A 24882-nucleotide genomic window follows, 5' to 3' on the forward strand; every position below is an offset into this window, starting at 1 on the left:
TGCCGGTCACGGGCCCGGTTTCGTGGGCGACTGGCGTGTCGTCGGGCGGTGGGGTGGTCGGGCGGCGGGGTCGTCGGGAGGTCGGACCTCCGTCCACAGCGCGGTGGCCCGCGCGAGCGGCCGCCCGTCCGCGTCGTACAGGGCGGTGAGGTTGACCACCGTCCGCCCGTGGGTCGCGTGCCGGGCGGCCACCACCTCGTACTCCCGGCCGGCCCGCACCGGCCCGGTGAGCGCGGCGGTCATCCGGCTCAGCACCATCGGGCGGGCGCGCGGGTCGGTCACCCAGCCGCCGGGGCAGTCGAGTGCGCCCCAGACCTGTTCGGCGGGTACGGCCGCGCCGGGGGCGCCGCGCGGGGTCCAGGTGCAGGCCACCGTGCCCGGGGCCACCGGACCGGGGGACAGCCGCAGGCCGTCCTCGGCCCGCTCCGGCCCGCACGCCCAGCAGGTGGGGAACGGGTGGCCGGTGCGGCCCAGGTAGCCGGCGGCGGCGGCGCGCGCCGCCGGGAGCCCGACCGGCGGCGGCAGCGGCAGTCCGTCCCGGGCCCGGGTGACGGTGGCCACCAGCTCGGCGCCGTGCCACAGCCCGGACCGGCGCTCGCCGGCCCGGAACTCCAGCGGGGCGTCCAGCGGCAGCGGGGCCAGCAGGGTCACCGCCGGGTCGGGGCCGTGCCGGCCGTCGGCCAGGGCGACGATCCGGGCGCAGGCGTAGCCGCCGTGGGCCGAGCCGTCCGGTCCGTTGTAGCGCGCGGGGATCACCAGTTCGGCGGCGGTGCGCGCGTGCTCCACGGCGCCGTTCACCGGGGCGTCCCGTCCGGGGCGGTGCCGGGTGCCCCGTCCGGTGCCCCGACCGCGGCGCCGTCCAGGGCCCGGTCCACCAGCCGGGCCATCTGCCGGACGTGCGGCTGCCGGAGGATGTCGTAGTGGCTGGCCTCGATGGTGTGCGCGCTGAACCGGCCGTCCACCGCGGCCCGCCAGGCGCCGGCACTGCCGATGGCGCCGCCGTCCAGGCCCTCGATGTAGACCACGTCGCCCGGGTACCGGCCCGGCCGGTAGTCGTTGTGCGCGGTGAGGTTGGTGGTGAAGACCTTGAAGTAGGCCTCCCACTGCTCCAGTTCGGTGGCCTTGCCGTCCTCCGCGGTGGGCAGCCGGCCGACCAGCCAGCGGAGCTTCTCGTGGATCGTCGGGAACTCGGCGAGGGCCGCCGCCCACTCCGCGTCGTCGTGCTCCGGGACGGCCATCCCGGCGGCCCGCAGCACGTCGACGAAGACCAGCAGCGCGAGGTCCTCGTCGCGCAGGCTCTCGTCGAACTGGCCCGGGTAGGCCGCGTCGATCATGCTCAGCGAGCCGACCTCGGCACCCCGGCGGCGGAGCCGGCAGGCCATCTCGAAGACCAGCACCGCGCCGAAGGACCAGCCGGCCAGGTGGTACGGGCCCTTCGGCTGCTTGGCCACCAGCAGGTCGACGTAGCTCTCGGCGATCCGCTCCACCGACAGGTTGGCCACGCTGCCGGAGACCAGGCCCTCCGAGACGATCCCGTACACCGGTCGGCCCGGTCGCAGCTGGGAGGCCAGCGGGAGGTAGCAGAACACGCCGCCGCCGACCGGGTGGACCAGGGTGAGCGGTTCGCCCTCCCCGGCCCGGCGGATCGGCAGCAGCCGGGCCGGGTCCTCGTCGCCGGACTCCCGGGCCGTCACCAGCGGGGCCAGCCGGGCCACGGTGTTGTGCGCCAGGAGCTCCGCGACGGGGAGCTTGCGGCCGAACTCGCGCCGGATCCGCATGGCCAGGTTGAGTGCCACCAGGGAGTGCCCGCCGAGCGCGAAGAAGCTGTCGTGGATGCCGATCGGGCTGACCCCGAGGGTCTCCTCCCAGACCCGGACCAGCCGGCGCTGGACGTCTGTGACCGGCGGCGCGGGGGTCCGCTCCCCGGCCAGGGCGGCCGGCCCGGGCTCCGGGAGGAGCTTGCGGTCCACCTTGCCGTTGGAGGCCAGCGGCAGCCGTTCCAGCCGCGTCCAGACGCTCGGCAGCATGTACTCGGGCAGGGTGTCGCCGAGGTACGCGGCCAGGGCGTCGCCGGTGACGGACTCCGGGGCCGCCACGTACGCCGCCAGCCGGTGCCCGCGCAGGACCACGGCCGCCTCGCGGACGTCCGGGTGGCGGGTCAGCGCGGCCTCGATCTCGCCCAGTTCGATCCGCATGCCGCGGACCTTCACCTGCTGGTCGGCCCGGCCCAGGTAGTCGATCGCGCCGTCCGGGCGGCGCCGGGCGAGGTCCCCGGTGCGGTAGAGGCGTTCGGCGGTGCCGTCCGGCCAGGTGTGCTCGACGAAGCGCTCGGCGGTGAGGTCCGGGCGGCCGTGGTAGCCGTCGGCCAGGCCGACGCCGCCGATGTGCAGCTCGCCGGTCACGCCGACCGGCACCCGGTTCATCCGGGCGTCCAGCAGGTGGATCCGGATGTTCGCGATCGGGTGCCCGATCGGCACCGTCGCGCCGTCACCGGGGCGGCAGCGCCAGCAGGTGACGTCGACGGCGGCCTCGGTCGGGCCGTAGAGGTTGACCAGCTCCGCGTCGAGGCGCTCGTGGTGGGCGTCCCGCAGGTCGGCCGGCAGGGCCTCGCCGCTGCACACCACCAGGCGCAGGCTCGCGCAGTCCGCCGGGTCCGCGTGGTCCAGGAAGACCCGGAGCATCGAGGGCACGAAGTGGACCGTGGTCACCGAGTGTTCGCGGATCAGCTGCGCCAGCTCCTCCGGCTCCCGGTGGGCGCCGGGAGCGGCGACGACCAGCCGGGCGCCCTGGACCAGCGGCCAGAAGAACTCCCAGACGGAGACGTCGAAGGTGTACGGGGTCTTCTGCAGCACCCGGTCCGCCTCGGTGAGGCCGAACTCCTCCTGCATCCACAGCAGTCGGTTGCAGATCGCCCGGTGCGAGACCACGACGCCCTTGGGGACGCCGGTGGAGCCGGAGGTGAAGATCAGGTAGGCCGGGGCGTCCGGGTCCACCGCCACCCGGGGGCCGCCGACGGGGAGCCCGGCGTCGGGGAGCCCGGTGCCGGGGGCCCCGGTGCCGGCGTTCCCGGTGTCCACCGCCTCGACGGCCGCACCGGACGGCTCCACCCGCTCGGCGAGCGCGGTCGTGGTCAGCACCAGGGCCGGCGCCGCCTCCGTCACCATCGTGGCGATCCGGGCGACCGGGTGCTCCGGGTCGATCGGCACGTAGGCGCCGCCCGCCTTGAGGACCGCCAGCAGCGAGACCACCAGCTCGGTCGAGCGCTCCAGGCACACCCCGACCCGGTCGCCGGGCTCCACCCCGCGCTCCACCAGCCGGCGGGCGAGGGCGTCCGCCCGGCGGTCCAGCTCCCGGTAGGAGAGCGTGCCGCCCTCGAAGGCCACCGCGATCCGGTCCGGGGTCAGCCGGGCCTGCTCCTCGACCAGGACGTGCAGCAGGTGCGGCCGGTGGTACGTGGTCGCGGTGTCGTTCCAGCGGTCGAGCTGCGCCAGCTCGGCGGGGGCCGGCAGTTCGGTCCGGCCGATGCCCGCGGCGGGTTCCGCGGCCAGCGAGCGCAGCGCGGTCAGGTGGTAGCCGGCCCAGCGGTCGATCTCCTCGGCGGCGAACTGCGCCGCGTCGTACCGCAGTCCCAGGCCGATCCGCCCGGTCCGGGCGTCGCGCATGAACTCCACGCCGAACGGGAAGCTGGTCGGCACCACGCCGAACTCGTCGAGGATCTCCAGCTCCCCGGCGGTGCCCTCGTCGGGCGCGTGGAAGTGGGTGTAGTTGAAGAAGCTCTCGAACAGCGGCCCGCCGCCGGCGTCCTGCTGGATGGTGGCGAGCGGGAGCCGGCGGTGCGGCTGGAGCGCGAGATCGGTCGCGGCGACGTCGGCGACCAGCGAGGCCCAGGTGGTGCCGTCGTCGATCCGGGCGCGCACCGGCAGGGTGTTCAGGAACAGGCCGACGACCCGCTCCCCGTCCTCCTCGGCGATGCGGCCGTTGTAGACCGCGCCCGAGACCACGTCGTCGGTGCCGCCGAGCAGCGCCAGCACCCGCAGGTGCGCGGCCAGCAGCGCGATCCGGACCGGGACGCCGAGTTCGGCGGCCGTCCGCAGCAGGTCGGCGGAGAGCTGCCCGGGCAGCTCGTACTCGGTCATCACCAGGTCCGGCACCCCCGCGGCGGGGGCGGTGCGCGGCAGCCGCAGCGCCGTCATGCCGTCCAACCGCTCGCGCCAGAAGGCGCGTTGGCCGGGATCGGCGACGGCTTCGCGCTCCAGGGCGACCAGCGAGCGGAACCGGGCGAGCGGCGGCGGGGCGAGCTCCCGGGTGCTGCGCCCGAGGGCCTGGAGGTAGAGCTCCAGGAGTTCGGTCAGCAGCTGCCGGCCGCTCCAGCCGTCCAGGATCGCGTGGTGCTCGACCACCCAGAGCTGGAAGGTGTCGGCCGAGCGGCGCTGCACGTGGAAGCGGATGAGCGGCGGGCGCTCCCAGTCGAAGGGGTGCTCGCGCTCCCACGCGTAGTGGCGGCGCAGCGCCTCCGGCTGCTCGTCGGCGGGCACCGCGCCGAGGTCCTCGAAGGTGACCGGCGGTTCGGCGACCTGGTGGTGCACCAGCTGGACCGGCTCGCCGAGGTCGCGCAGGGCGAAGGAGGTGCGCAGCAGCTCGTGCCGCTCCAGCAGGGCGGCGACGGCGGAGCGCCAGGCCGGCGGCGAGTACGGGCCGCGCAGGTGGTAGCCGGCGACGTCGTGGTAGGCGCGGTGCACGGCGTCCAGCTCGCTGTGGTAGAGCATGCCGGCCTGGAGCGAGGTGAGCGGATAGGCGTCCGCCAGGCCGTCCGGCAGCCGGGCCCGGTCGGCGGCCGTCAGCAGGTCGAAGGGCTCCAGGGCCGCTTCGGCCTCGGGGGCGGTGCGGGTCACCAGCGGGGTCAGCTCGCGGATCGTCTGGGCGACCAGGAGGTCCCGCAGTTCGAACCGCAGGCCGTGCCGGCGGGCCCGGGAGAGGATCTGGATGCTGAGGATCGAGTCGCCGCCGACCTCGAAGTAGTTGTGGTCGATGCCGATGTCGCCGCGGCCGAGGGCCTCCTGCCAGACCTCGGCCAGGATCCGCTCGTCCTCGTCGCGCGGTGCCACGTACGGGGTGTCGTCCTCGTCGTCCCAGCCGTCGTCCCAGCCGTCGTCCTGACCGTCCTCCGCGGCACGGCCCGCGACGCCGTCCGGGGCGCGCTCCGCCGCCGGGAGCTCGAACAGCGCGTCGAGCGGGCGGTCGGGCTGCTCGACCACCAGCCGCAGCAGCCGGGCGTAGTGCCCGGCGAAGCGCTGCGCCCACTCGGGCGTGAACCGGTCGGTGCGGTACTCGAGTTCGAAGCCCGGCCGGTCGTCGTGCTCGTTCACCTGGAGGGAGAGCTGGAACTTGGCGGTGTCGGAGTGGACCGGCACCGGGACGATCTCCAGTCCCTCCGCCGCGGGCGGCTCGGTCGTGGTGTCGTCCAGCATGAACAGGGCCTGGAAGACCGGGTCGTGGCCGGGGTCGCGGCGCGGGTTGACCAGTTGGACGACGGACTCGAAGGGGAGCTCGTGGTGGTCCTGGGCCTGTAACGCGGCGGTGCGCACCCGGGTCAGCAGTTCGCGGAAGCTCGGTCCGGTGGGCCCCGGTTCTCCCGCCCCCGGTTCTCCCGCCCCTGACTCGGCCGGGCCGAGGTCGGTGCGGATCGCCACCATGTTGACGAAGAAGCCGACCGTCCGCTCGAACTCGATCCGGCTGCGGTTGGCCACCGGGCTGCCGACGATGACGTCCTCGACCCCGGTGTACCGGCCGAGCAGCACCTGGTACGCGGCGAGCATGACGGTGAACAGCGTGCTGCGGGCCGCGGTGGCCAACGCGTGCAGGCCGTCCAGCAGTTCGGGTTCCAGCGGGAAGCTCAGCAGGCCGCCGCCGCCGCCGCCGTGGCCGGGGGCCGGGGTGCCGGCCGGCCGGTCCCCGGGCAGTTCCAGGACCGGCAGCTCCCCGCCGAGGGTCCGGGACCAGAAGTCGAGGTGCTTCTCGGCGGCGGGGCTGCCCAGCCAGGCGCGCTGCCAGTCGGCGTAGTCGCCGTACTGGAACTCGGGTTCCGGCAGGACGAGGTCCCGACCGGCCGCGAACGCGTCGTAGTGGCGGAACAGTTCGTCGACCACGATGCCCAGGGACCATCCGTCGCAGACGATGTGATGCATCGTCAACACCAGGAGGGCGGTCCGCTCGTCGCGCCGCAGCAGGGCGGCGCGGAACAGCGGGGGCGACTCCAGGTCGAACGGCCGGTCGGTCTCCGACCGCAGCCGGGAGCCCAGTTCGTCCTCGGACGCGCAGTCGACGATCCGCCAGTCGGCGGGGCGATCGGTGACCACCTGCTGGAGCCCGTCGTCGCCGAGGGTGAAGTGCGTCCGCAGCGCCTCGTGCCGCAGGGCCACCCGGCGCACCGCGCGCTCCAGGGCCGCCGGGTCGAGCCGGCCGGTCAGGGCGAAGACGACCGGGACGTGGTAGGCGGGGGAGTCGCCGATGACCTGCTGCACGAAGTACAGCTGCTCCTGCGCCTTGGCCGCCGGAAAGACGTCCGGCTCGAACGTCTCCGGGCTGGGGCTTTCATTGCTGCTCAAAGCGCCGTGACCTTTCTTCATCCCATTTATCGGCCGCGAGGTGGGGGGCGGCGTCGATATGGTCTTCCGGTGCGCAGACGGCAGTCACTAAGTCGATCCAAGTCGATCTTAGCGTTGGCGATGCTCCTGTCAACAGCCGTTTTCCGGGTGTGCCGCGGGAGTTGGGGCGGCGGGCCGGAATAGTGCGGTTCTGTCCCGGTTGGGATGGATATGGATATCGGCCCGGACGGGCCCCGGTCCGGGCGTCCCTACTTCTCTTCCGACCATTGACAGCGGGGTGGGACGCGGAGAGGATCATTGGCATCGAAGCCCCTGCCCGGAACCGGACTTATGGCCGCCGCGAGGCGTTCGGCCCCGCCGTTGCCGGATTGCCCGGCCGTTCGATCGGCCGATGAGGAACCCGGGCGGAAATACGTGTCGACGGGTGTGCGGGGGCAGGCCTTGATCGGAAAGAGGGACACGTGAGCGAGCAGAGCGACGAGGACCTCCGGTCCTACCAGGTCGTCGTCAACCACGAGGAGCAGTACTCGGTTTGGCCTGCGGAGAGCACCCCGCCGGCCGGCTGGACCGCGCCCGGGTTCACCGGGACCAAGCAGGAATGCCTCGACCGTATCGCCGAGGTGTGGACCGACATGCGTCCGCTGAGTCTGCGCCGGGCAATGGCCGGCGAGACCTCCTGAAATCCACGTCGGGGTCGCCGGCCGACGCGTCCTGAATCGCGCGGCCGAATTCAGTCGCATTCACCAGAAGCAGCGATGGTTTTCCGTACAGCGGGAGGGGCAACACCGTGAGCAGGCCATGGGACGACCGTTTCGAGAAAGTACTCCTGAAGGTCGTCCCCGGGATTTCCGGTGGCGCCGAACTGGTTCCTGATCTGGATCTCTCGGGAGCCGGTCTCACCTCCATCGGAATCGTCCAGCTGATGATGCAGCTGGAGCGTGAGTACGACGTCGAGTTCGCCTTCGAGTTGCTCAACTTCCAGATCTTCGCGACGCCCGCCACGCTGTGGGCCGAGGTTTCCGAAACCCTCGCGCAGGCGGGCCACGCGGTTCGGAAGGACGGCTGATGACGGCGGCCGCGGCCGAGCTCGTGGCCGGGATCCTGCCGGTCCTGCGCGAACAGGCCGCCGAGTCCGACCGGCGCGCGGCCTTTCCGGCCGCGTCGCTGGAGACCCTGCGCGAGCACCGGCTGCTCAGCCTGACCGTCCCGCAGGAGTACGGCGGCTCCGGCGCCTCCACCCGGCTGTGGACCGAGGTCGCGCAGGAACTGGCCGGCGCCTGCCTGTCCACCGCCCAGATCTGGGCGATGCACGTGTCGCACGTCGACGCGGTGGTCCGGTACGGCAGCGCGGAGCTCAAGGCCGACCTGCTCACCCGGATCGGTACGGAGGAGCTCTTCATCGCCTCCGTCACCAGCGAACAGGGCCGGGGCGCCAGCCTGTTCACCGCCCACAGTCCGCTGGTCCCCGACGGCGACCGGGTCGGCATCGACCGGATCGCCCCGGTGGTGACCGGCGGCGCGCACGCCGACGGGTACCTGATCAGCATGCGGGCCGGCGCGGAGGCCTCGGAGCACGAGGTCTCGCTGGTCTACGCCGACCGCGCGGACCTGGAACTGGCGACCACCGGGGAGTGGAACGCGCTCGGCATGCGGGCCACCGAGAGCGTCGGGATGGTCATCAAGGGCAGCGCCCCGGCCCGGAACGTCATCGGCGGCTCCGGCCGCTTCGCCGACGTGGCGCGGGAGAGCATGATCCCGGTCTCGCACCTCGCCTGGGCCGCCTGCTGGCTGGGCGCCGCCCGCGGCGCGCTGAGCGAACTGGTGCGCTTCCTCTGGAAGTCCGGCCGGGCCGAGGGCGCCTCCGACCTCTTCCACGAGCGGCTCGCCCGGATCCGGGTGGACCTCGAACTCGCCAGCGCCTACCTCACCCGGGTCCGCGAGGAGGTCGACCTGGCCCGCGCCGAGGGCCGCTCGCTGGCCCACCCGCGGACCCAACTCCAGCTCAACGCCCTCAAGGTGGCCACCTCCGACCTGGCCTTCCGGGCGGTCGACAACATGGTGCAGCTGGGCGGACTGCGGCTGGGCTACCTCCAGGACGCCCCGATCCCCCTGGAGCGGCACTTCCGCGACCTGCGGTCGGCCAGCCTGACCCATGCCAACGACGGCCTGCGGGTGGGCATCGGAGCGCTGTCCCTGCTCGACCGCTCGGTGACCCTGATCTGATCGGCCGCCGATCCGCACCGCAACCCTGAGCGAATGGGAGTAGCACAAGTGTCGACGCCGCACGGGCTGATCGGGCACGAGAACACCGTCTCCGAGTTCTACGGGACGTTCCCCTACCCGTGGAAGCCGGTCTACTTCGACCGGATGAGCGACCCCGACTTCCACGCCGCCCTGATCCGCCAGGAGACCGGCCGGGCCGGCCTCGGGCCGATCCGCCGGATCTGGGTGGCCGGCTGCGGGACCAACCAGGCGCTGATCACGGCGCTCCAGTTCCCCGCGGCCGAGGTGCTCGGCACCGACGTCTCCGCGGAGTCGCTCGCCATCTGCCGACAGAACGCCGAGCAGCTCGGGGTGACCAACCTGCGGCTGGTGCAGCAGGGCATCACCCAGGCCGGGTACGACCGGGAGTTCGACCTGGTCGTCTGCACCGGGGTGATCCACCACAACCCGGAGCCGCGGCGCTGCCTGGAGCGGCTGTCCGCGGCGGTGCGGGACGACGGCGTGCTCGAACTCATGGTCTACAACCGCTTCCACCGCCGGGAGGCCGAGTCCTTCCAGGCGGCGCTGCGGATCCTGGCCCCCGAGTCCGAGCACGGCCACCGCGAGCGGTACGCCCTCGCCCGGAGCCTGGCCGGCTCGCTCCAGGTCGAGAGCACCATGACGAAGCACCTGGAGGACACCCGGCGCAGCCCCGAACCCGCCTGGGCGGACCGCTGGATGAACCCCTGCGAGACCTCCTACGACGTCGACTCGCTGGCCGGGCTGGCCAGGGAGTGCGGCCTGCTGCTGGAGGCCCCGAAGGTCAACGGCTTCGACAAGATGCGCCGGCGGTTCCTCTGGACCACGGAGCTCACCGACCCCGAACTGCTGGCCCCGTACGAGCGGTTGGACGACCTGGCGCGCTGGCAGCTGGTCAACCTGCTGCACCTGGACAACTCGCCGATGCTCTGGTTCTACCTGCGCCCCGACCGCGCCGGCACGGGCACCAGGGTCTCGGACGCCGACCGCAACCGGATGTTCCTGGACGGCGTGCTGGACCGCCCGACGGCCGTGCGCCACCGCCACGTCCTGGACCGGGACGGCGCGTACCACCCCGACCCGAACGCCTCCGAGGTGGCCTCCTGGCCCGCCTGGCCCGAGGTCAAGGCGATCCAGGAGGCCGCGGACGGCCGCCGCACCGGCCGGGAGATCCTCACCGGGCTGGGGTACGGCACCGGCTTCAACGCCGTCCAGCGCGCCCGGGTCATGCTCACCACCTCGGAGTTCCCGCACCTGACCGTCACACCGGCCGGCTGACCGGCCGCGCGGAGAGGAGAACCAGTCGTGGACCCCGTAGCGCCGGTGATCGCCGAAGTGAACGCCCTGCGCCGCCGGTTGCAGCCGGTCGCGGACCCAAGGGACCCGGTGTTCCTGGAGCGGCTGGCGAAGGAGCTGGCGGACAGCGCCGAGCTGAGCCGCCAGCCGATCGTCCGGGCCTTCCTGGCCGACCTGCGGGACAGCCCGGACGGCTCCCGGCTCCGCGCGACCAAGGCGCACATCAACGAGGAGCGCGACAACCACGTCTTCTCGTTCTTCGACGCCTCGTACTTCCCGAAGCTCTCGCTCGACTACCTGGCGTACCGGACCCTGCCGACCGACCCGCACCTGGCCGTCCGGTACGCCAGCAACACCCGGCCGGTCAACCTGCTCGCCAAGTCGGAGGGGTTCGAGTCCCGGGTGGTCGTCGCCCTGTTCCCGGAGAACCACCTCGACGGCCGGCAGGACCCGGACGACCTGATCTTCTACTTCATCGACAAGTTCGTCGAGCGCCACAACCGGATCACCCGGAAGATGATCGACGCCGTGATGGCACCGGGCAGCTTCCCGCGGATCCAGGGCGCCCCCGACCACGTCGTCGAGGCCGCCTCCTCCTGGTGGGTCCGGCTGCACGAGTACCACCACCGGCAGGGCGACCTGCCGATCCCGGAGTTCCTGGACGCCAAGAAGCTCAAGCCGCTGGCCGGGCTGGAGGAGCTCCGGGTGGACGTCTCGGCCATGCTGGTCTGCCTCGACGACGCGCAGCTGCCCGAGCAACAGGCCCGGGCCGCCTACGAGTACATCCTCGCCGAGCGGCTGCTGCGCTACGCGGTGGAGGGCATCCCGCGCCCCAACTACGACGCCGTCGCCTCCCAGCTGCTGTTCAGCTACCTGACGGAGCACCGGGGCATCCGGCTGCGCGACGGCCTGATCGAGCTGGCCCCGGAGCTGCCGGCGGTGCTGGCCGCCTTCCTGGGCGAGATCCAGGCGATCGAGCGGCGGATCCGCACCGAGCCGCTGGAGCGGGTGCGCGCCGGGCTGCTGGAGTTCACCAACCGCTACACCGACTACGACCCGCAGGCCAAGGACTACCGGCACATCCCGTTCTTCGCCGAGGTCAAGCAGCGCCTGGGCCTCTGAGCCCCCGTACGGCCCCCGCACCGCCCGCACGTCCCGCACGACGCCCGCCCGGACGGGACACCGACGGACCGGCCCGCAGCTCCCGCCGCGGGCCGGTCCGGTCGTTCCCGGGGTCCGTCCGGTCACTCCGGCCGGGCGGTGTCGGTCAGCACGGTCCGACGGCGTCGGACCACCACCGGCTCCGCCCCGCCCGACTGCCCGGTCCGGTCCACCTCGGCAGCCAGTTCGGCGATCGTCGCGTGCTCGAAGAACCGCACCAGCGGGACCGTGGCCCCCAGCGAGGACCGGATCCGGCTCAGGATCTGGGTGGCCATCAGGGAGTGCCCGCCGAGCCGGAAGAAGTCGGTGTGCACGCCGATCCGTTCGACCCCGAGGACGGACTGCCAGATCCCGGCGAGCGTCTCCTCGACGGGCGTGCGCGGCGCCGTGTACTCCTCCTCCGGCTCCGGCGCGGCCGGCAGCGCACCGCGGTCCACCTTGCCGTTGGGCAGCAGCGGGAAGGCGTCCAGCACCACCACGGCCGAGGGCACCATGAAGTCGGGCAGGGTGCGGGCGGCGTGCTCGCGCAGCGCGGCGCCGTCCACCGCCGTCCCGGCCATCGGCACGGCGTACGCGACCAGCCGGTCGCCCGTCGCGGAGCCGCTCACCACGGCGACGGCGTGCGCCACCGCGGGGTGCGAGCCGACCGCCGACTCGACCTCGCCCAGCTCGATCCGCAGGCCGCGCAGCTTCACCTGGTCGTCGGCCCGGCCGACGAACATCAGCTCGCCGTCCGGTGTCCAGCGCACCACGTCCCCGGTCCGGTACATCCGCTCGCCCGGAGCCCCGAACGGGCAGGGCACGAAGCGGTCGGCGGTCAGGACGGGGCGGTGCAGGTAGCCGCGGGCCAGCCCGGTGCCGGCGAGGTAGGCCTGCCCGGGGACGCCCGGCGGCACCGGCCGCAGCGCCTCGTCCAGCACGTACACCCGGGCGTCCAGGTTCGGCCCGCCGAGGGTCGGCACGCCGTCGCCGGAGAGCGGGCCGGTGGTGGTGGAGATGACGGTGGACTCGGTGGCCCCGTAGATGTTGATCATCCGGCGCCCGGGCGACCAGCGGCCGACCAGGTCGCCGGGCAGCACCTCACTGCCGCTGGCCAGGCCGACCAGCGCGGGCAGCTCGACCGGGGGCACCGTGGCCAGCCGGGTCGGGGCGAGGAAGGCGTGGGTGATCCGCCGCTCGCGCAGGAAGTCCGCCAGCTCCTCGCCGGCCAGCGGGCCCGGCGGAGCCACCACCAGGGCCGCCCCGACCGGGAAGGCCATCAGCAGCTCCAGCACCCAGGCGTCGAAGCTCGGCGTGGACACCTGGAGCACCCGGGAGCCGTGGTCGATCCGCAGCCGCGCGGCCATCTGGTCGCTCAGCGCGAGCAGACCGGTGTGCGGCATCACGGCGCCCTTGGGGACACCCGTCGAGCCCGAGGTGTAGATCGCGTACGCGGGGCTGAGCGGGTCGAGCGGGGCCGTCCGGTCGGCGTCGGTGGGATCGCCGTCCGGCTGCCGGGCCAGCAGCTGCGCGGTGGCGGGCTCGTCCAGCACCAGCCGGGCCGTTCCGGTGTCCGGCAGCCCGGAGTCCGCGGTGGTGACCACCAGGGCCGGACCGGCGTCCGCGAGCATGAACGCGATCCGCTCGGCCGGGTAGCCCGGGTCGACCGGGATGAACGCCGCCCCGGCCTTGGCCACCGCGAGCACCGCCACCACCAGCTCGACCCCGCGCGGCAGCGCCACGGCGACGAACTGCTCCGGGCCGATCCCGCGCCCGATCAGCAGCCGGGCCAGCCGGTTGGCCCGCGCGCCGAGCTCCCGGTACGTCAGCCGGGTGTCACCGAACTCCAGGGCCGGCGCCTGCGGGGCCCGGGCGGCGGCGGCCTCGAAGAGCGCCGCCAGCGTCACCGCGGGGATGCCGGCGCCGGTGCTGTTCCAGTCCTCCAGGATCCGTCGGCGCTCGGCCGCCGGGAGCAGCTCCAGCTCGGACAGCGGCCGGGCCGGTTCGGCGACGGCGGACGCGAGCAGGGTGGTGAACCGCTCGGCCAGCGCGGCGACGGTCCGCCGGTCGAACAGCGCCGTGTTGTAGGTGACGTGCCCCAGCAGACCGGCCGGGCCGCCGTCCGCGTCCTGCTGTTCGGTCAGCGAGAAGTCCAGGTCGAAGGGGGAGACCGGCAGCTCGAACAGCACCGGCTCCACCCGGAGCCCGGCCAGCTCCGGGCTGGCCTCGGGCCGGCCCGCGACCGACAGCAGGACCTGGAACAGCGGGTTGCGGCCCGGCTGGCGGGCCGGGTTCAGGGCGGACACCAGCAGGTCGAAGGGGACGTCCTGGTTCGCGTAGGCGGCCAGGTCGGTCTCCCGCACCCGCTCCAGCAGCGCCGCGAAGCTCGGGTCGCCCGAGGTGTCGGTGCGCAGCACGACGGTGTTGATGAAGCAGCCGACCAGCCGCTCCAGCGACACCTCCGAGCGGCCGGCGACCGCCGTGCCCAGCGGGATGTCCCCGCCCGCGCCCATCCGGGTCAACAGGGCGGCCAGCGCCGCCTGCACCACCATGTGGACGCTGGCCCCGGCGGAGCCGGCCAGCTCGCCGACCGCCCGGTGCAGCGCGGCCGGGACGGCGAGCGGGACGGTGTCGCCCCGGTAGTCGGCGGTGGCCTGGCGCACCCGGTCGGCCGGCAGCGGCAGCTCCTCGGGCAGCCCGGCCAGGCGCCCGGTCCAGTGCGCGAGCTGCCGCGCCAGCCCGCTGTCGCGGTCCGTCGCGGAGCCCAGCGCGTCGTGCTGCCACAGGGCGTGGTCCGGGTACTGCAGCGGCAGCGGCTCCCAGCGCGGCGCGGCCCCGGCCCTGCGGGCGGCGTAGGCCGTCGACAGGTCCTCGCACAGCGGCTGCCAGGAGAGGCCGTCGCAGGCGATGTGGTGGATCACGATCAGCAGCAGGTGGTCCTCGGCGCCGACCTCGAACAGGCAGGCCCGCACCGGCGGTTCGCCGCTCAGGTCGAAGGGCCGGGCCGCGGCCGCGCGCAGCGCCGCGTCGAGGTCCCCGGCCGCGACCGGGAGCACCGGAAGCGCGGGCTCGAACGGATCCCGCACCAGCTGGCACGGCTCGCCGTCGCGGACCGGGAACACCGTGCGCAGGCTCTCGTGCCGGGCGATCACGTCACCGAGCGCCGCGTGCAGCGCCGCCCGGTCCAGCGGACCGGTCAGCCGCAGTGCCAACGGCATGTGGTAGTAGGAACTCTGGCCCTCGACCTGGTTGTTGAACCAGATGCCGCGCTGGGCGAGCGACAGCGGCAGCGTCGCCGGACGCGCCACCGGGGCCGGCCCGGACGGCTGGGGGGCCGGCTCCGCGCCCCGCTCGGCGACCAGCCGGTCGATCTCGGCGGCCAGCGCGCCCAGGGTGGGGGAGCGCAGCATCTGGCGGACCGACAGCTTGACGCCCCAGGCCCGGCGCACCCGGGCGACCACCTTGGTGGCCAGCAGGGAGTCGCCGCCGGTACGGAAGAAGTCCTGCTCCCGGCCGGGCGTGCCGCCGTCGAGCACCTGGCCCCAGATCGCGGCCAGCCGCCGCTCGGTGCCGGTCCGCGGGGCCTCCGTCGCGGGGGCCGGCGCCGACGCCGGGGCGGCGGCGGAGGGCTCGTCCCGGTACTCCAGGGTGCCGTCGCGCAGCCGCCGGGCGGTGCGGCCGTCCGGCACGCCCGCCACCGTCACGGCGCCGAACACGCCGACCGGGCAGGGCCGGCCGTACCGGTCGGTGAGCACCACCCCGTCCTCCGGCACCGCGCCGGGCTCGTCACCGCCCGGGGCGAGGTCCCCGGCGCGGGACCGCGGCCGCTCCAGGAAGGCGGCCAGCAGCAGCCGGAAGTGCCCGGCCAGCTGCTCCACGGTCGCGCGGTCGAACAGGTCGGTGGCGTACTCGAAGCGGCAGTCGACCCGGTCCCGGTCGTAGGTGACGACCAGCTCCAGGTCGAACTTGGCGGTGTCGTTGTCGAGGTCCACCAGCTCGACCCCGCAGTCCGCCAGGGCCGGCGGCGCGGTGGCCTGGTTGACCGAGCACATGACCTGGAAGACCGGATTGCTGCCCGGGGCGCGCTGGATCCCGAGCGCCTCCACGACCTGGTTGAACGGGACGTTCTGGTGGGACAGCGCCTCCACCGAGACGGTCCGGACCCGGTCCAGCAGCTCGGCCTGGGTGGGCCCGTCGGCGAGGTCGACCCGCAGGGCGACGGTGTTGGAGAAGAACCCGACCACCGGCTCCAGCTCGCGGCGGGCCCGGTTGGCCACCGGCACGCCGATCACCACGGTGTCCTCGCCGCCGTAGCGGTGCAGCAGTTGGGCGAGCACCGCGACCGCGCCGGTGAACAGCGAGGCCCGGTCGCCGCCCTCCCAGCGCCGCAGGGCCGCCTGGAGGTCCGCCGGCACCGCGACCGGCACCGAGGCCCCGCGCATGCTCGGCTCGACCGGGCGCGGCCGGTCCGTCGGCAGGGCGGGCCCGGCGGGGACGTCCTTGAGCCGCTCGCGCCAGTAGCCGAGCTGCTGCTCGTACAGGTCCCGGGCCTCGGGTTCGGCCTCCCAGCCGGTGTAGTCCGCGTACTGGAGCCCGGGCGGCGGCAGTTCGGGCTCCTCGCCCCGCACCCGGGCCGAGTAGAGGACGCCCAGCTCCTGGAAGAGGATGCCCTCGGACCAGCCGTCGGTGACGATGTGGTGGAGGTTGACCACGGCGTGGCAGAGCTCGTCCCGCACCCGGATCAGCACCACGCGCAGCAGCGGTTCGCCGTCCAGCCGGAACGGCCGCCGGGCCGCCTCGGCGATCAGTTCCTCGGCCGCCCGCCCGCGTTCCGCCTCCGGCAGCCCGCGCAGGTCGTGGTGGTTCCGGGCCACCCGCACGGACGGCGCGATCTCCTGGAACAGCTCCTCACCGGTGAAGCCGAAGGTGGTCCGCAGCGCCTCGTGCCGGGCGAGGAGCGCGTCGAAGGCCCACCACAGGGCGTCCTCCCGCAGCGGGCCGGAGATCCGCAGCGCGAACGGCACGTTGTAGGAGGTGCTGGACTCGTTCAGGTGGTCGATGAACCAGAGCCGCCGCTGCGCCGCGGAGGCCGGGATCCGGCCCTCCCGGGGCCGGCGGCGCAGTCCTCCGGCGGGATCGGGCCCGCCGTCGCCGGAGAGGATCCGGCGCAGCAGGTCGCGCTTGAGTCCGGTCAGTCCCGTGCCGGATGGCTCGTCAGGCATGTCGCTCTCCCCCATGGTCGAGAAACGGTCGAGAAGTGGTCGGACCGCCGGCCTGCTCGCCCGGTGGGCCGGCGGTCGGGTGGGCGACCGGTCAGGACAGCTGCCGCAGCAGCTCCCCGGCCTCGGCCTCGGTCATCTCCTCCAGCCGTCGCACCAGCAGCTGCTCGACCTCCGCGCTCAGTTCGCGCAGCGTCGGCTTGGTGAAGACCGACATCAGCGGCAGGTCGATGCCGGCCCGCTGGCGCACCCGGGAGACGAACCGGGTGGCGACCAGGGAGTTGCCGCCCAGGGCGAAGAAGCCGTCCAGCGCCCCGATCCGGGCCAGGCCGAGCAGGTCGCGCCAGATGTCGGCGACGAAGGCCTCGACCGGCCCCTCGCAGGGTTCGCCCGGGGCCCCGGCGTCGTCCAGCAGGCGCTCCGGGGGCGCCAGCGCGCCGCGGTCGATCTTGCCGTTGGCGGTCACCTCGAAGCGGTCCTGGACGGTGACGAAGGAGGGCACCATGTACTCCGGCAGCCGCTGTCCGACGTGGGTGCGCACTTCCTCGGGCGAGGGCCGCCGGTCGGGCCGCAGCGCGGTCACGTAGGCGACCAGGCGGCGCAGCCCGTTCTCGCCCTCGTGGACCAGGACGACCGCCTCCTTCACCCCGGGGTGGTCCTCCAGCACCGCCTCGATCTCGCCCAGTTCCACCCGCATGCCGCGGATCTTGACCTGGTGGTCGGTGCGGCCGACGAACTCCAGCCGCCCGTCCGACCGCAACAGGCCCTTGTCGCCGGTGCGGTAGAGCCGCTCACCGGCCACCGAGGGGTGCGGGAGGAAGGCGGCGGCGGTGCGGGCCGGGTCGCCGGCGTAGCCGCGGGCCAGTCCGACGCCGCCGATGTACAGGTCGCCGACGACGCCGATCGGGACCGGCCGGAGCGAGGCGTCCAGCACGTGGACGGTGTTGTTGTCGAACGGCCGGCCCAGGCTGACCGGCCCGGCGCCGGCGAGGTCCTCGGCCGTGCAGGTGTGGTGGGTGGAGTCGATGGAGACCTCGGTGGCGCCCCAGGTGTTGTGCAGCTCGCCGGGCATCAGCGCGCGGAACCGCCGCACGGTGCCGGGGGACAGCGCCTCGCCGCTGGAGGTGGTGCCGCGCAGCGCCTCCAGTCCGGCGGCGCCGCGCTGCTCCACCACGTCCAGCACGGAGTTGAGCATGCTGGGGACGACCTGGAGGTACACCGAGCGGTGCCGGGCCAGGGCCTCGACGATGGCCTGCGGGTCGCGGTGCAGGTCGGGCGGCAGCACCGCCACCCGGCCGCCGACGGACAGCGGCCAGAAGATCTCCAGGGCGGAGTCGTCGAAGGTGAGGGTGGTCTTGTGCAGCACCGTCTCGCCCGGTCGCAGGGCGTGCCGGCGCTGCATCCAGGTCAGCCGGTTGACCCAGCCGCGGTGCCGGTTGGCCACGCCCTTGGGGGCCCCGGTGGAGCCGGAGGTGTAGTACACCGAGACCAGGTGCTCCGGATGGGCCGCCTGGGCGGCTTGCTCGGGGTGCTCGGGGTGGTCGGGGCCGTCCGCCGGGTCCCGGTCCGGCAGCGGGCCGATCGGCTCGATGCCGTCGAACGGCTCCAGCGGCACGCCGCCGGTCAGCACCACCCGGGCGCGGGCGTCCCGCAGGATCTGCTCCAGCCGGGCGCGGGGCGCCGCCAGGTCGAGCGGCAGGTAGGCGCCGCCGGCCTTGAGGATGCCGAGCAGGGCCACCACCAGGGCCACCGAGCGCTCGACGAACACGCCGACGCACTGGTCCGCGCCGACCCCGCGCCCGCGCAGGTGCTCGGCCAGGGCCGAGGCGCGGCGGTCCAGTTCACGGTAGGTCAGCTCGCCGTCCGCCGCGCTCACCGCGACGGCGTCCGGGGTGCGGGCGGCCTGCGCCTCGAACAACTCGTGCACGCAGCGCTCTTCCGGGAACTGCGCCCCGGTGCGGTTCCCGCGGGCGATCAGGGCCCGTTCGGCGGGCGAGCAGAGCTCGTACGCCTCCAGCGGCCGGTCGGGGTCGGCCAACAGCCCGTCCAGCAGCGTCCGGTAGTTCTCGGCGAGCCGGGCCACCGTGGTGCGGTCGAAGAGCGCGGTGGCGAACTCGAACCGGCCGTCCAGGCCGCCCTGCGGCGAGCGGTCCAGATAGAGGCCGAGCTCGTACCGGGCGGTCGCGGTGCGCACGTCGAGCGGGCGGACCTCCAGGCCGTCCAGGTGCGGGCGGTGCTGGGTGTGGTTGTACGCGAAGACCGTCTGCACCAGCGGGGCGTGGCTCAGTCCGCCCTGCAGCCCGAGCCGTTGGACGATGTGGTCGAACGGGGTCTCCTGGTGGGCGAAGGCGTCCAGGCAGGTCTCGCGCAGCGCGCCCAGGTAGTCGGCGAAGGTCTGCCCGGGGCTGTGGTCGCTGCGGATCGGGAGGGTGTTGACGAAGAAGCCGAGGGTCTGTTCCAGGCCATCGCCCGGCCGGTTCGCGACCGGGGTGCCGACCACGAGGGACCGCTGTCCCGAGTACCGGTGCAGCAGGAGGGTGAACGCCGCGAGCAGGACCATGTAGTGCGAGGCGTTGTGCTGTTTGGCGACTTCGGTGAGGCGTTGCGTGGACGAACCGGAGAGTTTGAAGCGGACGTCCCCTCCGGCGAAGTCCTGGGTGGCCCCGCGCGGGCGGTCGGCGGGCAGCCGGAGCAGGCCGGGAACGCCGGTCAGCGCCGACTCCCAGGACGCCAGGTCGGCTTCGGCCGCGGGGCCGGCGAGGCGCTCGCGCTGTTGCACCGAATACCGTGGATAACTCACCGCGAGCGGCTCGGAAACCGGCGGGAGACCGGTTTTCACGTTCCGGTAGGAGCGGCCGATCTCGTCGATCAGAAGTCGGCCGGACTGGCCGTCCGTGATGAGGTGGTGGAGGTTGAGGTACAGGATGTGGTGGTTCTCGGACAGCTTCGCCAGCCGGATGTCGAAAAGCCCGGGGCGGCTCAGGTCGAAGGGTTGCGAGGCGGCTTCGGAAAGCCGGCGCAGGACCGCTCCGGCATCCGTTCCGAGGTTTTCCACCGGGAGTGCGAAGGGCAGTTCGTCGGCTATCAGTTGGACCGGCCGGTCCCCCCGGACGGCGAATCCGGTGCGGAGCGGCTCGTGCCGTCCGACCAGCGCGCGGATCGCCTCGGTGAGTGCCGGGACGTCGAGTTCACCGGTGATTCCGTAGGCGGCCGGCTCGTTGTACACCGGCACGTCCGGGTGGAGCTGGTGCAGGAACCAGAGGCGTTCCTGGGGGTGGGCGAGCGGGATCTCCCGGAGGGCGGGGTGCTGTTCCTCGGCCGGAATTCCGGTCCCGGTGTCCTGGTTCGTCATCCGGCGGTCCGACCTTTCCTTCCCGCGGATCGCCGGAATTCCGGTGGAGTTCGGCGATGCCGGGTCGTGATTGCGCGGTTCGGGGCATCTGGGCACTCCGGCGCAAGCTATTGACTGACGCCCGGGAAAGTCAAGGCCCCGGATCATTGATCCCCCCTGCGGCGGTTGGAGGGGTAACGGAGCGGTTGTGCCCGGTATGTCGCCGGGGTCGCGGGGTGCGGGCCGTCCGCCGGAGGGGCGGAGCGGCGGAGTCCGGTCGGCCGTTCCTGGCATGAACACCCGGGACAATGGGCAGGTCGACTGCTAGGGTCGGGTGATTGTGGGCTTGCCGATGACATGTCAGGATCGTTGCGGTGGCGGCGTTTCGTGACCTGGCCCTCGTGAACCCCACCGGCGCCGCGGTCCGCACGGCGACCCGGCACCTTTTCCCTCTCCTGAAACCACCATCGCAGAGGAGATCCCTGTGTCCAGTGGCGGTACTCAGCCCGAGCCGATACGGCCGACAGCCCGGAGGGCCACCCCGCGCCGACTCCTGATGTGTCGTCCGCAGCACTTCGACGTGACGTACTCCATCAACCCGTGGATGCACCCCGAGAAGCCGGTGGACCGCGAGTCGGCGCTGCTCCAGTGGGAGCGGCTGCGCGAGGTGTACCTGTCGCTGGGCCATACCGTCGAGGTGATCGAGCCGGTGCCCGGCCTGCCGGACATGGTCTTCGCCGCCAACGGCGCGACGGTGGTGGACGGCAAGGTCCTCGGGGCCCGGTTCCGGCACGTCGAACGGACCGCCGAGGGGCCGGCCTACCTGGCCTGGTTCGTCCAGCAGGGCTACCGCGAGGTGCTGTGGCCCGAGTTCGTCAACGAGGGCGAGGGCGACTACCTGCCGGTCGGGCGGCGGATCCTGGCCGGCACCGGCTTCCGCACCGACCAGCGCTCGCACTACGAGGCGCAGGAGTTCTTCGGGCTGCCGGTCACCTCGCTGACCCTGGTCAACCCCGAGCACTACCACCTGGACACCGCGCTCTCGGTGCTCTCCGACACCGAGGTGATGTACTTCCCGGCGGCCTTCACCCCCGGCAGCCGCTCCGTCCTGGAGACCCTCTTCCCGGACGCGATCCTCGCCGACGCCCAGGACGCCGCGGTGTTCGGCCTCAACGCCTTCTCGGACGGCCTCAACGTGGTGCTGCCGCAGGCGGCGGCCGGCCTGATCGAGCAGCTCCGGGAGCGCGGCTTCAACCCGGTCGGGGTGGACACCACCGAGCTCCTCAAGGCGGGCGGCGCCGCGAAGTGCTGCACCCTCGAACTGCGGCCCGAGCCGCGGGGCTGAGCCGCCGGGGCGTCGCCGCCCGGCGGAGCGGTCGCCCCGCTGTGCACCCGCCCCGCCGTGCAGTCGAGCAGTCGAGTCAACTCGCCGAACGACCCGGGCCGGACCGGGGCGTGGGAGGAATGAGGAGTCCGCGTTGCAGGCCGAGCAGAACAGAGCCGAGCCCGACAGGGCCGAGCACGACAGCACCGCCGCACCGGCCGTCACGGCGGAACGGCTGGCCGAACTCTCCGCCGGGCCCGCCGTCCCGGCGGCCGAGCCGGTGTACCGGCGCTTCGCGCGCTGGGCCGAGCGGGACGGCGGGCGCCCCGCCCTGCTGACCGGCATCGGCGACCTCGACTACGCGGAACTGGACAGCTGGGCCGGTGAGTTGGCCGGCCGACTGCACGCCGTCGGGGCCCGGCCGGAGCAGCGGGTCGCGATCTGCCTGCCGCGCTCGCCCGCCCTGGTCGCCGCGGTGCTCGCGGTGCTGCGGGCCGGTGCCGCCTTCGTGCCACTGGACCCGGAGTGGCCGAAGGAGCGGATCCGGGCCGTCCTCGCGGACGCCGAACCCTGCGCCGTCGTCGGCGACGCCCGCACCGCCGCGCTCCTCGACGGCGGGGCGGTCCCGGTGCTGGACGTGGACCACGGCGGCGGACGCCCGCTGGAGCCGGTCGCGGTCCGGCCGGACCACCTCGCCTACGTGCTCTACACCTCCGGCTCCACCGGCCGGCCGAAGGGCGTGCTGATCGAACAGCAGGCGCTCGCCAACTACGTGGACCACGCCGCCCGCGCCTACCTCACCGGCGACCCCGCCGCCGAGGGCGCCGCGCTGCACACCCCGCTCACCTTCGACCTGACGCTCACCGGCCTGCTCGCCCCGCTGGTCACCGGCGCCGGCGTCCGGATCGTCCCGGACGGCCAGGGGGTCGACGAACTGGCCGAACTGCTGCGCCAGGGCGTCCGGTTCGACCTGGTCAAGCTCACCCCGGCGCACCTGCGGATGCTGGAGCACGCCCTCCCGCTGTCCTTCCACACCCCCGAGGTGGGCACCTTCGTGGTGGGCGGGGAGGCGCTGCCGACCGAGCTGGTGCGCCCGTGGCTGGAGCGGATGCCGCAGCTGCGGGTGGTCAACGAGTACGGCCCGACCGAGGCCACGGTGGGCTCCTCGGCCGCCTTCGTGTCCGCCCCGCTCCCGGTCGGACCGGCCGTGCCGATCGGCCGGCCGATCGCCAACGTCCGCCAGTACGTGCTGGATCCGGACCTGGGGATCGCCGGGGTCGGGGCCACCGGGGAGATCCACATCGGGGGAGCTGGCCTGGCACGCGGGTACGCGGGGCTGCCCGGCCCGACCGCCGGGCACTTCGTCCCGGACCCGTACGGGCCGCCCGGCAGCCGGCTCTACCGGACCGGCGACGCGGGACGCTACCTCCCGGACGGCTCGGTGGAGTTCGTCGGCCGACTGGACGACGAGGCGAAGGTGAACGGCCACCGGGTCAGCCCGGGGGAGATCGAGGCGGTGCTCCAGCGGCACGAGCAGGTGGCGGCCGCGGCCGCCGTGGTCCGGGACGTCGGGGAGACCCGACGGATCATCGCCTTCGTGACCGGCCGGCCCGGGGCGCGGCCGGAGCCGGAGGCGATCCGGGCCTGGACCCGGGAGGTGCTGCCCGGCTACCTGGTGCCCTCGGTGGTGGTGCCGGTGGAGGACCTGCCGTTGACCGCGAACGGCAAGGTGGACCGCTCCCGCCTCCCGGACGCCCCCGTCGAGGCCTCCGGCCCGAGTGCCCCGCCGGTCACCCCGGTGCAGCAGGCACTGGCCGGGATCTGGCAGGAGGTGCTCGGCCTGGACGAGGTCGGGATCGACGACCACTTCCTGGACGTCGGCGGCGACTCGGTCGCCACCCTGCTGGTGGCGGGCCGGGCGGCCAGGCTGGGGATCCGGCTGGAGAGCCGGATGCTGCTCGACCACCCGACGATCCGCTCGCTCAGCGCGGCCCTGGAGCAGGAGTCGGAACAGGAGCAGGACCAGGAGTCGGAGCCGGGGTCCGCGCGGCCCGCGTCGGCGGTGAGCGCCCGATGACGCTCCCGTACCGGATCGAGCCGGACCGGGCGTCGACCCTGCTGGTCGACCACGCGCGGCAGCACCGGGCGCGGATCAGGGAGCTGGTCCGCGAGCACGGGGCCGTGCTGCTGCGCGGCTTCGCGCTGCGGGGCGTCGAGGACTTCGAGGAGACCGTCCGCCGACTGGCCGGCCCGCCGCTCGCGTACCAGGAGAAGTCGTCCCCGCGCAGCCGGATCCAGGGCGGGGTCTACACCTCGACCGAGCACCCGGCCCGGGAGGAGATCTTCTTCCACAACGAGAACTCGTACCAGGCCTCCTGGCCGATGACGCTGTTCTTCCACTGCGTCCAGCCGCCCGCCGACCGCGGCGCGACCCCGCTGGCCGACTGCCGGGAGATCCTCCGGCTGCTCGACCCGGAGGTGCTGGCCGACTTCACCCGGCGGCGCTGGATGCTGGTGCGCAACTTCGGCCCCGGCTTCGGCCTGCCCTGGCAGGAGGTCTTCGGGACCACCGACCGGGACGAGGTGGCGGCCTACTGCGCGGCCAACCGGATCGAGCCCGAGTGGCTCGACGACGGCACCCTGCGCACCCGGGTGGTCCGCGACGCCGTCCGGACCCACCCGGGGACCGGTGAGCCGGTCTGGTTCAACCACGCGGCGATGTTCCACCTGTCCACCCTCTCGCCCGGTGTCCGGGCCGGCCTCGAAGCCCTCTTCGCCGCCGAGGAGTTGCCCAACAACACCTACTACGGCGACGGCGGCCGGATCCCGGACGACGTGATGGCGCACGTGCGGGACTGCTACCGCAGGGCCGCGACGCGCTTCGACTACCGGGAGGGCGACGTCGTGATGCTCGACAACATGCTGACCGCCCACGCCCGCGAGCCCTTCACCCCGCCCCGCCGGGTCGCCGTCGCCATGGCCGAGCCGCTGAGCGGTTGAGCGGCCGGGTCGTCGGAGCGGTCCGGCGGGCCGCCGCCCGCGGTCAGTGCAGCAGGGGCAGGAAGAGGGTGTCGACGATCTCCTCCAGGACGTCGTCGGGCGCGGGCGCGAACGTGGTGAGGATCTGGAGGCGCAGCAGGTCGAAGGGGAGCGACTTGAGCCGGGGGGTGAGCCGGGCCGGGTCGACCTCGCCGCGGGCGGCGGCGCGTGCGAAGAGCAGGTCGAGTGCTTCGGCGCGGCCGGTGACCAGGGGGTCGACGAGGTCGGCGGGGCTGGTGCCGGACTCCTGGCGGTAGCCGGCCAGGTGCATCTGCACCACGGTGATGAGTTCGACCCGGGTGGTGTTGATCTCCCGCATCAGGGTGAGGACGTCCCCGCGCAGGCTCCCGGTGTCGGGGGTGTCGATCCGGGCTCCGCGGACGGCGTGCCCGATGGCGGCGCGGGCCAGTTCGTCGCGGTTGGGCCAGCGCCGGTAGAGGACGGGCGGGCTGGTGCCGGCGCGCTTGACGACGGCGTCCATGGTGAACCGGGCGTAGCCGTGGTCGGCGAGTTCCGCCCAGGCCGCGTCGAGCAGTGCCTTCTCCAGTGCCGGCCCGCGGCGTCGCTCGGCCATCGCCGACCCCTCCGTTAGGAAGACTTGTCTTTCTTATTCTAGCGCCCTACTCTGGCCGCCGTAAGATAGAACTCTGTATCTAAAGGAGCCGTCGTGGGCACCCCCCACCGCAC

The 24882-nt window shown here is 73.7% G+C and carries 13 protein-coding genes; 8 read left to right on the forward strand and 5 right to left on the reverse strand.

Annotation, left to right across the window (positions count from 1 at the left end; translation table 11 throughout):
• Positions 1-6 precede the first annotated feature (6 nt).
• Both ACFXPX_RS28950 and ACFXPX_RS28955 read right to left on the reverse strand, forming a co-directional pair.
• Positions 7-798 carry a hypothetical protein gene (locus ACFXPX_RS28950; protein ID WP_380528436.1) on the reverse strand — a complete coding sequence of 264 codons (792 nt, stop codon included), beginning with the start codon at positions 796-798 and terminating at the stop codon, positions 7-9.
• Positions 795-6605, reverse strand: a complete 5811-nt coding sequence (locus ACFXPX_RS28955) for an amino acid adenylation domain-containing protein (RefSeq protein ID WP_380644007.1) — start codon at positions 6603-6605, stop codon at positions 795-797. The genes ACFXPX_RS28950 and ACFXPX_RS28955 overlap by 4 nt, the downstream gene beginning before the upstream one ends.
• Before the next feature lie 461 nt (positions 6606-7066).
• Here ACFXPX_RS28955 and ACFXPX_RS28960 point away from each other — a divergent pair, with 461 nt between their 5' ends.
• The 5 genes from ACFXPX_RS28960 (at position 7067) to ACFXPX_RS28980 (ending at position 11264) form a co-directional block, all read left to right on the forward strand.
• Positions 7067-7285, forward strand: coding sequence for an MbtH family protein (locus ACFXPX_RS28960; RefSeq protein ID WP_375890468.1), 219 nt, complete (start codon positions 7067-7069; stop codon positions 7283-7285).
• 107 nt (positions 7286-7392) lie between these two features.
• Positions 7393-7671 carry a phosphopantetheine-binding protein gene (locus ACFXPX_RS28965; RefSeq protein WP_375890467.1) on the forward strand — a complete coding sequence of 93 codons (279 nt, stop codon included), beginning with the start codon at positions 7393-7395 and terminating at the stop codon, positions 7669-7671.
• Positions 7671-8828, forward strand: a complete 1158-nt coding sequence (locus tag ACFXPX_RS28970) for an acyl-CoA dehydrogenase family protein (RefSeq protein ID WP_380592348.1) — start codon at positions 7671-7673, stop codon at positions 8826-8828. The genes ACFXPX_RS28965 and ACFXPX_RS28970 overlap by 1 nt, the downstream gene beginning before the upstream one ends.
• Before the next feature lie 33 nt (positions 8829-8861).
• Entirely contained in the window at positions 8862-10124 is a 1263-nt protein-coding gene (locus tag ACFXPX_RS28975; RefSeq protein WP_375890464.1) for a class I SAM-dependent methyltransferase, read from the forward strand.
• A gap of 27 nt (positions 10125-10151) precedes the next feature.
• Positions 10152-11264, forward strand: a complete 1113-nt coding sequence (locus ACFXPX_RS28980) for a DUF6421 family protein (protein WP_375890462.1) — start codon at positions 10152-10154, stop codon at positions 11262-11264.
• A gap of 122 nt (positions 11265-11386) precedes the next feature.
• On the opposite strand, the gene ACFXPX_RS28985 is transcribed toward ACFXPX_RS28980, so the two are convergent.
• Positions 11387-16504: an amino acid adenylation domain-containing protein gene (locus ACFXPX_RS28985; RefSeq protein WP_380644008.1), complete on the reverse strand. Its 5118-nt coding sequence runs from the start codon at positions 16502-16504 to the stop codon at positions 11387-11389.
• 91 nt (positions 16505-16595) lie between these two features.
• The gene (locus ACFXPX_RS28990) at positions 16596-19853 is read right to left on the reverse strand and encodes an amino acid adenylation domain-containing protein (RefSeq protein ID WP_380644009.1); all 3258 of its coding nucleotides are present in this window, start codon (positions 19851-19853) and stop codon (positions 16596-16598) included.
• Positions 19854-20316: 463 nt separating this feature from the next.
• Between ACFXPX_RS28990 and ddaH the strand changes: the two genes are divergently transcribed.
• From ddaH to ACFXPX_RS29005, 3 genes are all read left to right on the forward strand, one after another.
• Positions 20317-21177, forward strand: a complete 861-nt coding sequence (gene ddaH / locus ACFXPX_RS28995) for a dimethylargininase (protein ID WP_375890456.1) — start codon at positions 20317-20319, stop codon at positions 21175-21177.
• 133 nt (positions 21178-21310) lie between these two features.
• The gene (locus ACFXPX_RS29000) at positions 21311-23233 is read left to right on the forward strand and encodes a non-ribosomal peptide synthetase (RefSeq protein ID WP_380528425.1); all 1923 of its coding nucleotides are present in this window, start codon (positions 21311-21313) and stop codon (positions 23231-23233) included.
• Positions 23230-24156: a TauD/TfdA family dioxygenase gene (locus tag ACFXPX_RS29005; protein WP_375890453.1), complete on the forward strand. Its 927-nt coding sequence runs from the start codon at positions 23230-23232 to the stop codon at positions 24154-24156. The genes ACFXPX_RS29000 and ACFXPX_RS29005 overlap by 4 nt, the downstream gene beginning before the upstream one ends.
• A 43-nt stretch (positions 24157-24199) precedes the next feature.
• Here ACFXPX_RS29005 and ACFXPX_RS29010 read toward each other — a convergent pair whose 3' ends face one another.
• Positions 24200-24769: a TetR/AcrR family transcriptional regulator gene (locus ACFXPX_RS29010; protein WP_380528422.1), complete on the reverse strand. Its 570-nt coding sequence runs from the start codon at positions 24767-24769 to the stop codon at positions 24200-24202.
• Positions 24770-24882: the final 113 nt, after the last annotated feature.

It is taken from the genome of Kitasatospora sp. NPDC059146 (assembly GCF_042786665.1).
Lineage (GTDB): Bacteria > Actinomycetota > Actinomycetes > Streptomycetales > Streptomycetaceae > Kitasatospora.